At 67.7% G+C, this 9,742-nt stretch carries 15 protein-coding genes; 14 read left to right on the plus strand and 1 reads right to left on the minus strand.

Translation table 11 applies throughout. The features are described from left to right. The first annotated feature begins 92 nt into the window (after window positions 1–92). Together H0488_RS03830 and H0488_RS03835 are read left to right on the plus strand one after the other, a co-directional pair. Window positions 93–680 (plus strand): hypothetical protein, encoded by a 588-nt coding sequence (locus H0488_RS03830; RefSeq protein ID WP_183097953.1) that lies wholly within the window; start codon window positions 93–95, stop codon window positions 678–680. Between the two features lie 160 nt (window positions 681–840). Next, a complete protein-coding gene (locus tag H0488_RS03835; RefSeq protein ID WP_183097954.1) occupies window positions 841–1,869 on the plus strand; it encodes a hypothetical protein in 1,029 nt (342 codons plus the stop codon). An 18-nt stretch (window positions 1,870–1,887) separates the two neighbouring features. On the opposite strand, the gene H0488_RS03840 is transcribed toward H0488_RS03835, so the two are convergent. Continuing rightward, window positions 1,888–2,934 carry an HAD-IIA family hydrolase gene (locus tag H0488_RS03840; RefSeq protein ID WP_183097955.1) on the minus strand — a complete coding sequence of 349 codons (1,047 nt, stop codon included), beginning with the start codon at window positions 2,932–2,934 and terminating at the stop codon, window positions 1,888–1,890. A 236-nt stretch (window positions 2,935–3,170) separates the two neighbouring features. On the opposite strand from H0488_RS03840, the gene H0488_RS03845 reads away from it, so the two are divergent. The 12 genes from H0488_RS03845 to H0488_RS03900 form a co-directional block, all read left to right on the plus strand. Then, window positions 3,171–4,244, plus strand: coding sequence for a class 1 fructose-bisphosphatase (locus tag H0488_RS03845; RefSeq protein ID WP_183097956.1), 1,074 nt, complete (start codon window positions 3,171–3,173; stop codon window positions 4,242–4,244). Window positions 4,245–4,254: 10 nt separating this feature from the next. Then, window positions 4,255–5,130 (plus strand): phosphoribulokinase, encoded by an 876-nt coding sequence (locus tag H0488_RS03850; protein ID WP_183097957.1) that lies wholly within the window; start codon window positions 4,255–4,257, stop codon window positions 5,128–5,130. A 160-nt stretch (window positions 5,131–5,290) separates the two neighbouring features. Continuing rightward, window positions 5,291–6,037 carry a PsbP-related protein gene (locus H0488_RS03855; RefSeq protein WP_183097958.1) on the plus strand — a complete coding sequence of 249 codons (747 nt, stop codon included), beginning with the start codon at window positions 5,291–5,293 and terminating at the stop codon, window positions 6,035–6,037. 17 nt (window positions 6,038–6,054) lie between these two features. Continuing rightward, window positions 6,055–6,300 carry a hypothetical protein gene (locus H0488_RS03860; protein ID WP_183097959.1) on the plus strand — a complete coding sequence of 82 codons (246 nt, stop codon included), beginning with the start codon at window positions 6,055–6,057 and terminating at the stop codon, window positions 6,298–6,300. 28 nt (window positions 6,301–6,328) lie between these two features. Beyond that, window positions 6,329–6,583 (plus strand): hypothetical protein, encoded by a 255-nt coding sequence (locus H0488_RS03865; RefSeq protein WP_183097960.1) that lies wholly within the window; start codon window positions 6,329–6,331, stop codon window positions 6,581–6,583. Beyond that, a complete protein-coding gene (locus H0488_RS03870) occupies window positions 6,580–6,810 on the plus strand; it encodes a DUF1059 domain-containing protein (RefSeq protein WP_183097961.1) in 231 nt (76 codons plus the stop codon). Before H0488_RS03865 ends, H0488_RS03870 begins: the two co-directional genes overlap by 4 nt. Before the next feature lie 134 nt (window positions 6,811–6,944). After that, window positions 6,945–7,466 carry a hypothetical protein gene (locus H0488_RS03875; RefSeq protein ID WP_220794167.1) on the plus strand — a complete coding sequence of 174 codons (522 nt, stop codon included), beginning with the start codon at window positions 6,945–6,947 and terminating at the stop codon, window positions 7,464–7,466. Further along, complete coding sequence (locus tag H0488_RS03880) at window positions 7,399–8,235, plus strand: hypothetical protein (RefSeq protein WP_183097963.1); 837 nt, start codon at window positions 7,399–7,401, stop codon at window positions 8,233–8,235. The genes H0488_RS03875 and H0488_RS03880 overlap by 68 nt, the downstream gene beginning before the upstream one ends. 122 nt (window positions 8,236–8,357) lie before the next feature. Then, window positions 8,358–8,942, plus strand: coding sequence for a hypothetical protein (locus H0488_RS03885; protein WP_183097964.1), 585 nt, complete (start codon window positions 8,358–8,360; stop codon window positions 8,940–8,942). Between the two features lie 2 nt (window positions 8,943–8,944). Next, window positions 8,945–9,199 carry a hypothetical protein gene (locus tag H0488_RS03890; protein WP_183097965.1) on the plus strand — a complete coding sequence of 85 codons (255 nt, stop codon included), beginning with the start codon at window positions 8,945–8,947 and terminating at the stop codon, window positions 9,197–9,199. Then, window positions 9,196–9,471: a hypothetical protein gene (locus tag H0488_RS03895; RefSeq protein ID WP_183097966.1), complete on the plus strand. Its 276-nt coding sequence runs from the start codon at window positions 9,196–9,198 to the stop codon at window positions 9,469–9,471. The genes H0488_RS03890 and H0488_RS03895 overlap by 4 nt, the downstream gene beginning before the upstream one ends. Before the next feature lie 20 nt (window positions 9,472–9,491). Next, a partial coding sequence (locus H0488_RS03900; RefSeq protein ID WP_183097967.1) for a hypothetical protein occupies window positions 9,492–9,742 on the plus strand: 251 nt, incomplete at its 3' end.

A 9,742-nucleotide genomic window follows, 5' to 3' on the forward strand; every position in this document is an offset into this window, starting at 1 on the left:
CGGGGGAGGCGGATTCCATCCTTGTGCACTTGTGAAGACGAGGCGACTGTCGGTAGTGGACTTCCCTATCGCGCCGACTCCGAGGAGCAGCCATGACCACTCTCCGCGACACCGTCGATCATCACCTGAACGCCCTGACCGAGCGGTTGGACCGAGCAGCTGGCGAGGTTCCCGATCGCCACCGGCCGGGCGAGGGGCGCGCGTGCACCGACGACTTCCTGGTCGCTGCCACCCAGCACCTGACAGCCGTGATCCAAGTCGTCCTGCCGGCGGCTCACCACCGGCTGTCCGACGGCCGGGACGCGGCCCGCGAGTACCTCCTGTCGGCCAAGCGACTCGAGCGTGCCCTGGTGGTCGCCAAGGCGAAGCAGTACGGGCAGGCGCAGAACGTCGGCCGTGCCTGGGCTGAGGTGTGGCGGTCAGTGCGGGAGAACCTGGCCGCGGTCACGGACCTGGAACGCGGACTGGTCGAAAGACTCGCCGAGATCCTCACCGAGGCCGAGACCCAGGCGCTCGGCGACCGGCTCGCTGCGGCCGCACCTCGCTCCCCCACCCGCCCGCACCCGCACCTCCCTCACCGAGGGTTCGCGGGGAGCGTGGTCCGGGGCGTGTGGGGCCGCGCCGACCGGGTGTGGGACGAGCTGGAGGGTCGGGTCACCCGGCCGCTCCCGGCGCCGTAGGCGAGGCGAGACACCCGCCAACTCACCCGTCCGGGGGTGACGCCGCGCATCTCCACGCGTCCATGCTCGCGATCCAGCCATGTGGCGCACGTCACAGGTCAGGCGGAACTCCCCCGCCGCGACACCGGACGCGGTCTCGCGTCCCGAATAGGAGAAAGCCGTGCTCGCACGACGCGCACCCGTCATCGCCATCCTCGTCCTCGGAGCAGTGCTGCTGGTCTTCCCGTTCGCCACCGGGCTCTTCGGCAAGACCAACTCCGTCGAGAAGCTGACCGGCGACTTCCGCACCACCTTCACCGACCAGAGCCTGCAGCAGTCCCGGAGTGACATCGACGCCGTCGCGCGGATGTCGGCCCAGCTCCAGACAGAGACCCTGCCCGCACTCCCCGCCGCACTGGACATGACCGACAAGGAGTTCGCGAGCTACCTGGCGAAGAACGATCCCGCTGTCACCGACGGCGTCGCCCAGCTCGACCAGATCGTGCCGCGGTTCGACGGACTGGTGACCGAGCTCGAGGCTCAACAGGGCAACTTCGAGCGTGCCGACTCGATCCCGACCGGCTGGCTGCCGAGCACCCTCCTGCCGTACCTCCTCGTGCTCGTGGGTCTGGCGCTCGTCGTCCTGGCCGCGCGAGCGGTTCGGGCGGACAACCACGGCAAGGACGCTTCGGGTCCCGCAGTGGCGGCAAGTGTCGTCGTCGGCGTGGTCCTGGTTGCGATCTCGACCCTGTTCAACGTCCAGGGCAAGGGCACTGCCGTCGACGACCTCACTGCCGGCCTGGAGCCCTACTTCACCCAGGCGGGAGCCGACAAGAGCAGAGCGGACCTCGACACCGTCCAGGCGCTGGCCGACGAACTGCAGGCCGACACGATCCCGGCCCTTGCCGACGCCCTCGGGATGAGCCGCAAGGAGTTCATGGCCTTCCTCTCCGACAACTACCCCGATGTCGCCGTGGGCGTGGCATCGCTCGACGCCGCTCTTCCCCGATTCCAGTCCGACGTCACGGCGATCAGCGACAACGTCGGCAGCTTCGAGGACGTCCAGCAGATTCCCACCGACGGCATGCCGACCTCCTCGCTGTACTGGTGGCTGCTGCTGCCGGGCCTGGCGCTGATGTGCATGCCGCTGCTCGCCAGGCGGGTCGCCGCAGCCCCCGCCCACGCGGCGCCCCGCGCCGTCTCGGCCTGACGGCCTGGCGGGCGCTGGTCACGGCAGCGCAAGCTGGCGTGCCAGCGCCCGCCAGGGTTCCCCGCGGTCCGAGAGCTGACCGCCGGAGTCCACGACCGCCCACGACGTCATCACGACCCACTCCAGCACCCGCTGACGGTCCGTGACATCGGCGGCATGTGGGACCCCGTCAGCGAGCCTGATCGCCTCGTCCCGCGCCGGCAGGAGCCGTCTGGCCGGGGCCACGAGTCCGCCGAGGTCAGGCGCCACGAACGTGGGACGCAGGCTGGTCGGCGCGGACGCCAACGCCTGCAGGTCGGTGATCCCGGACAGGACCAGCAGTGAGTCGATGCCCGCTGCTCGCGCGCCCGCGATGTCGGTGTCCAGGCGGTCGCCGCACAGCAGGGTCTGCTCGAGCGGCGTGCCCAGCATCCGCTGGGCGGTCGCGAAGAACCCGGGCTCCGGCTTTCCCACCGAGCGCGGGGCGACGCCGGCGACCGTCTCGACCACCTTCACCAGCGCGCCGTTCCCGGGAGCGACGCCGCGATCGGTCGGAACCGCAGGGTCCAGGTTGGTCGCCACCCATGGCACCCCGGCCCGGGCGAGGTAGCCGACCTCGGCGAGCTCGCGCCAGGTGACCTCGTGTCCCAGACCTTGGACGACGGCGACCACCGACCCAGCCGCGGGGTCGCCGACTCTCACGGAAATAAGTCCGACGCCGTCCAGGGCGGCCGCCACTCCCGGCCCACCGACGGCCAGCACGGGGCTGCCGGGTGGGACCAAGGCAGCAAGATGGTGCGCGGCGACATCAGCACTCGTGGCGACCGACCACGGACCGTCGACCAGGCCCAGCTCCTGGAGGTGGGCGCCGATGGTCGAAGGCTCTCGCGACGCGTTGTTCGTCGCGAACACGATCGAGCGCCGCGACCGGACGACGCGGTTGAGCGCGTCGATCGCCCCGGCGATGTCGCGACCACTGCGGTAGACGACGCCGTCCAGGTCGCAGATCACGCCGCGGTAGTCACTGACCAGCGCTGGCCCGTGCCGACCTGGCGTCCGCAGGGCGTCATCCGTGCGTCGACGCATCCAGGGCCGGGGAAAGGGTCGCGAACTCACGAGGCCCAGAACCTACGGGGCAGCGCCTCCTGCGGGCTCACCCTGCCGGATGGCGAGTGGGGTGAAAGACGCGTCCTCGGTCTCCGCAGGTCGCGAAGGGCACCGGCCAACGGTCACCCTCCACGTCACCCGTCGGCTGGATGCACCAGCGGTGCACCACTGGTGTGCTCCAGATGTACCCGCCGACCCCAGGGAGAGGGATCCAGATGCTCACCGACCGATCGACGCTGGCCAGGTTCTTGATCGAGGAGCGTCGCCGCCACCCTGGATCCAGCGGCGAGCTCAACTCGCTGATCCTCGACGTCGCCCTCGCGTGCACCGCGATCTCGCGCCGGATCGCATCCGGCGCCCTCACCGACCTCCTGGGTCAGGCCGAGGTCGTGAACGTGCAGGGGGAGCAGCAGCAGAAGCTCGACGTGGTCGCGAACGAGATCTTCCTCCGGGCCACCGAGTGGGGCGGCCAGCTCGGCGGGATGGCGTCGGAGGAGCTGGACGATCCCTACCCGATCCCGTCGACGTACCCGCGCGGCAAGTATCTGCTCGCCTTCGACCCGCTCGACGGTTCGTCGAACATCGACGTCAACGTCTCAGTGGGGAGCATCTTCTCGATCATGCGCGCTCCGCATCCGGGACAGGACGCAACCGTCGCCGACTTCCTCCAGCCCGGTCGCGAGGTGGTTGCGGCCGGCTACGCGATCTACGGACCCTCAACGGTGCTGGTGCTCTCGGTCGGCCGCGGTGTGCACGCCTTCACGCTGGACCCGCAGCTGGGCGAGTTCTTCCTGACCAACGAAGACATCACGCTGCCGGCGACGACCTCGGAGTTCGCGGTCAACAGCTCCAACCAGCGGTTCTGGGAACGACCCGTCGGTCGCTACATCGACGAGTGCCTCGCCGGCGTTGCCGGTCCACGAGAGAAGGACTTCAACATGCGTTGGGTCGCGTCGCTGGTCGCGGAGACACACCGGATCCTGACCCGGGGCGGCGTGTTCCTCTATCCGCGCGACACGAAGGACCCGGCACGCGAGGGCCGGCTGCGCCTGCTGTACGAGGCGAACCCGATCGCCTTCCTCGTGGAGCAGGCCGGCGGGTTGGCCACCACCGGGACTGACCGCGTGCTCGATGTCGAGCCCACCAGCCTGCACCAGCGGATCGGGTTCATCTTCGGCTGCCGCGAGGAGGTCGAACGGATCGTGCGCTACCACGAGGACCCCGACGACGTCGCCGAGGCCGAGTACCCGCTCTACGGCCTCCGTGGCCTCTACCGCGCCGCGAACTGAGGAGGGACCGATGTCAGACAAGCACCCCGTCGTCGCCATCACCGGCTCGTCCGGCGCGGGCACGACATCCGTGATGCGGACGTTCGAGCAGATCTTCCGTCGCGAGCAGCTGACGGCTGCCTTCATCGAGGGCGACAGCTTCCACCGGTTCGACCGGATGGGCATGAAGGAGGAGATGGCGAAGGCGTTCACCGACCACAACCACACCTTCAGCCACTTCGGCCCGGAGGCGAACCTGTTCGAGGAGCTGGAGGATCTCTTCCGGACGTACGGCGAGAGCGGCCACGGGCGGGTGCGCAAGTACCTCCACGACGAGGCCGAGGCAGCGCCGTACGGCCAGGAGCCGGGAACCTTCACGCCGTGGGAGGACCTGCCGGCCGAGACCGACCTCCTCTTCTACGAGGGCCTGCATGGTGCAGTCGTCACCGAGAAGGTCGACATCGCGCGCCACGCCGACCTCCTGATCGGGGTTGTGCCCGTGATCAACCTGGAGTGGACCCAGAAGCTGCACCGCGACAAGTCCAAGCGCGGCTACTCCACCGAGGCGATCACGGAGACGATTCTCCGCCGGATGCACGACTACGTGAACTACATGTGCCCCCAGTTCTCCAAGACGCACGTCAACTTCCAGCGGGTCCCGGTGGTGGACACCTCGAACCCGTTCATCGCTCGCACGATCCCGTCGCAGGACGAGTCGATGCTCGTGATCCGCTTCGCCAACCCGCGTGGGATCGACTTCCCGTATCTGTTGTCGATGCTGCACGACTCGTTCATGTCGCGTCCGAACACGATCGTGTGCCCGGGCGGGAAGATGGATCTCGCGATGCAGCTGATCTTCACCCCCATGCTGTGGCGGCTGATCGAGCGTCGGGATCGGGCGCGCTAAGAGCGTCAGTCCGCCACTGCGGAGGCACGGCGGACGGCACCCTCCAAAGCCCTCCGTGACCTGCATCACACCATTCCTCACCCGTTGAGGTGAGGCGGCGGTTCGTCAATCACGGTCGGGTGGGGTGCCGGGCTCCCTCCGCAGAAAGCAGACGTGCGCGATGCCAACGATCAGCGACAGTGATTCGCGAAGCACCACCGTGCGGGCGACACGCAGCACGGAGTCGGCATCAATCGCTGGTCATACACAGCGGCTCAGCGCCGCGTGGACCCGGACCGGCGCGACGGTGGGCGCCTGGGTTGTCTCGCTCGCCGTCGCGACGAGCGGCACGGTGTGGTACCTGCAGACGCGCGAGGCCCCCGCCAGCGAGCCAGGCGCCGCGACGTCGTCCGGCTCGGACGTACAGGACCGGGCAGCACGTCCAGTGCCCGAGGTCGAGAACCAGCCTCTGACAAGCCAGCCGGAACGGCGAACTCTCACCGACCGCAAGTTCGGGTACCAGTTGACGTACCCGGAGACCTGGACGGAACTGCGCACATCCACAGGCCATGTTGTCCGCATCGACCGCCGCAGTGCCTTCAGCATTCGCACACTGCCGCTCCAACACCCTGCCGCACTGGCTGACCTCCGCGACTTGCATGCGGTAACCGACGCCATCTTGTCCAGCCCCGACGCCGACATCACCGTGCTCGACGTCCGGGAGATCGAGCTCGCCGGCTTCCCCGCCGTCTACTACCTGTACTACTTCCGCGACGGCGACCGGCGTGGCATCCACGCCCACTACTTCGTCTTCGACGGCAGGAAGTTGCACACGCTCGTCTTCCAGGTCGTCCCGGCCAGCCGCTTCGCTGACTATGCGTCCGGGTTCGACCAAGTCGTCGCCTCGTTCACGGCTCTCCCGCACTGAGCAACCAGGAGAAACACATGATCTGGCTGATCCTCGGAGTGCTGCTCTTGTCAGCGGCGTTTCCGGTCCTGCACCGCGCGTTGGTAGACCTCGAGAGCAGCCTGCTCGCGATCGATCAAGCACTCAGCGATGTCGTCATGGAGTGCCAGCGCATCGTCCCTGTCCTTGACGGCATCCCGGCGCTCATCGAGACGGAGACGCTCACTGGCGCGGTTCCCGGGCTGGTCGGCGACTACGTCGGCGCATTGTCGCCTCTCCTCTAAGCCACGGAACGGATACCTGATGACTCTCTTGACCACGCTGGCCGTCGTCCTGTCGATCTCTGCGATCGCGATGGTCGTCTTCTACCTGGTTCGCGTGATCGCGGCCCTTCGCAGCATCACCGCGAAGCTCGCCAACGCCCGCTTGCTCCTGCTCACTGTCGCGTCGCAGACCGAGCCCGCGAGCGAATTGGTCGGCGGCATCGGCAGCAACGTCGCATCGCTCGAGGAGCTGGTGACCGGCGTCGCCCGCACCCTTGGCATCACTGTGGGGGGATCCAGGTGACCGACTACGCGGTCGAATGCCAAGCACTCGGTTTCGTCTGTGACTGGCGGATGATCTCCGACGACAAGCCCGCCGCGGTCGCCGCGGTCGTGGAGCACGTCAACAAAGCCCACGGCACGGGTACGACGTCGCTTGCACTGAGCGCGCTGGTCGAACGCTACGTCGCTGAGCTCCCGGCCAGGGGTCCATCCGGCCGTCACTCTCACCGCAAGGAGCACGCATCGTGAACACCAACGACTTCTTCCCGGCGCGACCGCCGTCACGGCGCAGCGTCACACCAGGCGGGCTGGCGTCTATCGCCGTCGTCGTCGCCGCCGCGATCGTCCTGCTCCTCCTGCTGCACCGAACGGAGTCGAACGCTGTGCAGATCCGCGATGAGGCGGCTGACATCGCGGAGAGCGGCCGGGGCATCAACGACTACACCGACTCGATCATGCAGCTGAACCGGACCAACAAGCTCGCGGCCTCCATCCTTGCCAGTGCACAGCCACTGGACGCGTCGTTAACGGACGTCGAGGCAGTCGCCGGCGACATCGACGACGCGGTTGTTGGAATCCAGCGCCACGCCGAGTCCATCGACTCGAGTGCGCGGTCGATCAACGCCAGCGCCGCGACGATCCTGGGCGACGTGACCGACATCAACCAGCAGGCGAACTCGATCTCCACCACGGCCGGCGGGATCAATGCAGACGCGGCCGGCATCCTTCGCACCGCGGTGGCCATCCAGCGTGGCATCCGCCTGATCAACGACAGCGCGGCGCGAGCGGCCGACGTCGTGGGCGTCATTCTCGCCGACGCCCGCAATATCAACACCCATGCGGTCCGCACTGCCCACCTCGCGCGCTGCATCGACGACGGACTCAACGGCGGCAGCCCGTGCTGATTCGAACGCGCGAGCCCTTGCTGCGCCAGACCATCCCGACGAGAACTGGACGTTGACCATGGCAACCGACACCCGCATCGAGGACATCCTCGACCTCGACTCCGAACAGCTTTCCCAGCGACGAGGCGTCGATCTCTGGCTGAGGACCTGGATCGCCCTCGCGGTGATCGTCGCGCTGACGGTAATCGCCTACCTGATCTTCATCTCCAGCTCGCTCGCCGGAATCAACACGCATCTGGCGACCGCCCGAGATGCCGTGACCGACGTCAACGGCAACACCAAGACCCTGCCCGGGCAGATCGACGCCGTGAACGCCAACCTTGCGAAGATTGACCAGTCGCTCCGGCCGATTCCGGCTCAGGCCGAGGCGATCCGCGCGGACCTCCAGTCCGTCAGGGACCACGGCGATGCCATCAACCAGTCACTGGCCAGCACCAGCGGACACCTCGCCTCGGTCGCTGAAGACCTCAGCGCCAGCGCGCCGTTGCTGACCCACATCACCTCGCAGCTGACCGATACTTCGCAGCTACTCACCTCGATCCTCGACTCCACCTCGGCGATCGACCGCAACCTGGTCACGCTCAACAGCGACGGTCCAGCGGGCGTGTCCAGGACCAGCGCGACGGTCCAGGCCATCGTCGGTCACCTGCAGCCAACCCGTGCCGGCCTCGGCAACATCCTCGCCGGCCTCGGCTCGGTCAACCTTCACCTCCAGCACGTCTGCGAGAGCCCGGCCATCAACGTGCTGCACGGGAGGCAGCCGTGCTGACGGGTCTCATCGATCGCTACTCGACGACGCCGTACGCCGGGCAGCGGCGAGCCATCGCCGTCAACCTCGTCGTCTTCCTACTTTTCGCGCTGACCGCCGTCGTCCTCCTCACCCGCACGGCGGTGGCCGCCAACGCCATCAACCGGGATGTCGCAAGCGCCATCGAGCCCGCGACCGACGGTATCGACAAGGACATCGAGCGACTTCCGGTACTCGACAGGACCGTCCGGCTCAGCCACCAGATCGCCATCGCGGCCAAGCCGCTGTCGACCCACCTCGACGAGGTCGTCCAGGCAACCGATCACATCAACGGCAACCTCGCCTCGACGAGGGAGCACGTGACCACGATCGGCACCTCAGTCGATGGGATCAAACGATCGACCCATTCGATCAGACCCGCTGTCGTCGTACTCAATCGGCTAGTCGACAGCATCCACGGCCAGGTCGGCGACATCGTCGGCGATCTACGGACGGTCGCCGGACTGACGTCCTCGATGGGCGACGACCTGAACGACACCAACGCATCGCTTGCGCGAATCCTCGCCGCGACGGAACCCCTACGGCAGGCGGTGCGCGGCATCAACGGAAGCGTCGAACGCATCGACGGCAGCGCCCGGCGCATCGAGAACAGCCCGCTCCTGCTTCGCAGCCTCGGCCCCGTACTGGGCCTGGAGACGCTGCTCGGCGACCTCACGGGAGGGAACTGATCATGGGTCATCCCGGTTGGTACTTCGGCCTCGTCATCGCGTTCGTGCTCGTCTCGGTCGTCGTCATCTGTGTGGCGACGATCCTCAACCTCGCCCGGCGCATCTCGGTGCAGGTGCGGGAGATCGCCGTCGCACTGAGCGCGACTGGACGCAACACCGACATCCTGCAGGTCATCCCGGCCGTCAACGAACAGGTGGTCCAGGTTTACGCCGCGGTCAGCGGCGTCCGGGCGAAGTTCTTCGGAGGTGGACGATGACCGCCGTCAGCGACACCACCGCCCTGTGGTGGATCTGCATCGGCATCGGCATCGTCGTCGCGCTCGTCGTCGTCGTCCTCCTCTGCCTGCTCTCCGCGTTCGTCGGCGACATCGGCCACCACGTCGGCGTGGTCGCCGTCCGACTGGACCACCTGGACGCGAACACCGGCTCTTATCCGCACCTCCACGAGACAGCGCAGCTCATCCATGCACTCGGCGTCGAGGTGGGCGCACACGTCCAGGCACTCTCGAGCAAGACGGGACCACTATGAACACCAATCTCATGGCCGTGTTGAGCCTGGTCGTCGTCGTCGCACTGATCGCCGTGCTGGTCGCATTCGTCCAGCACCTCGCGCGGCTCCTGCGACGTACTGGTGACACCCTGGCCGCCGCGGTACCTGTCGTGGTCACCATCCGGCAAGACTGCGAGAACGTCATCGCAGGCGTGCTTGCACTCAACCAGAACCTCAGCGTCGCGGCGGACGGACTCTCCAGCGCCGTCGGCGCCGCGCAGGAGCGTGCCACCTCGGCCGTTCGAGGACG

It is taken from the genome of Nocardioides pelophilus (assembly GCF_014180685.1).
Lineage (GTDB): Bacteria > Actinomycetota > Actinomycetes > Propionibacteriales > Nocardioidaceae > Nocardioides > Nocardioides pelophilus.

Excerpts from the sequence above, each read along its gene's own strand:
- H0488_RS03830 (WP_183097953.1), top strand. The coding sequence starts at position 93 with ATGACCACTCTCCGCGACACCGTCGATCATCACCTGAACGCCCTGACC.
- H0488_RS03840 (WP_183097955.1), bottom strand. The coding sequence starts at position 2,934 with ATGCGTCGACGCACGGATGACGCCCTGCGGACGCCAGGTCGGCACGGG.
- H0488_RS03850 (WP_183097957.1), top strand. The coding sequence starts at position 4,255 with ATGTCAGACAAGCACCCCGTCGTCGCCATCACCGGCTCGTCCGGCGCG.
- H0488_RS03880 (WP_183097963.1), top strand. The coding sequence starts at position 7,399 with ATGCGGTCCGCACTGCCCACCTCGCGCGCTGCATCGACGACGGACTCA.
- H0488_RS03855 (WP_183097958.1), top strand. The coding sequence starts at position 5,291 with ATGCCAACGATCAGCGACAGTGATTCGCGAAGCACCACCGTGCGGGCG.
- H0488_RS03860 (WP_183097959.1), top strand. The coding sequence starts at position 6,055 with ATGATCTGGCTGATCCTCGGAGTGCTGCTCTTGTCAGCGGCGTTTCCG.
- H0488_RS03845 (WP_183097956.1), top strand. The coding sequence starts at position 3,171 with ATGCTCACCGACCGATCGACGCTGGCCAGGTTCTTGATCGAGGAGCGT.
- H0488_RS03890 (WP_183097965.1), top strand. The coding sequence starts at position 8,945 with ATGGGTCATCCCGGTTGGTACTTCGGCCTCGTCATCGCGTTCGTGCTC.
- H0488_RS03895 (WP_183097966.1), top strand. The coding sequence starts at position 9,196 with ATGACCGCCGTCAGCGACACCACCGCCCTGTGGTGGATCTGCATCGGC.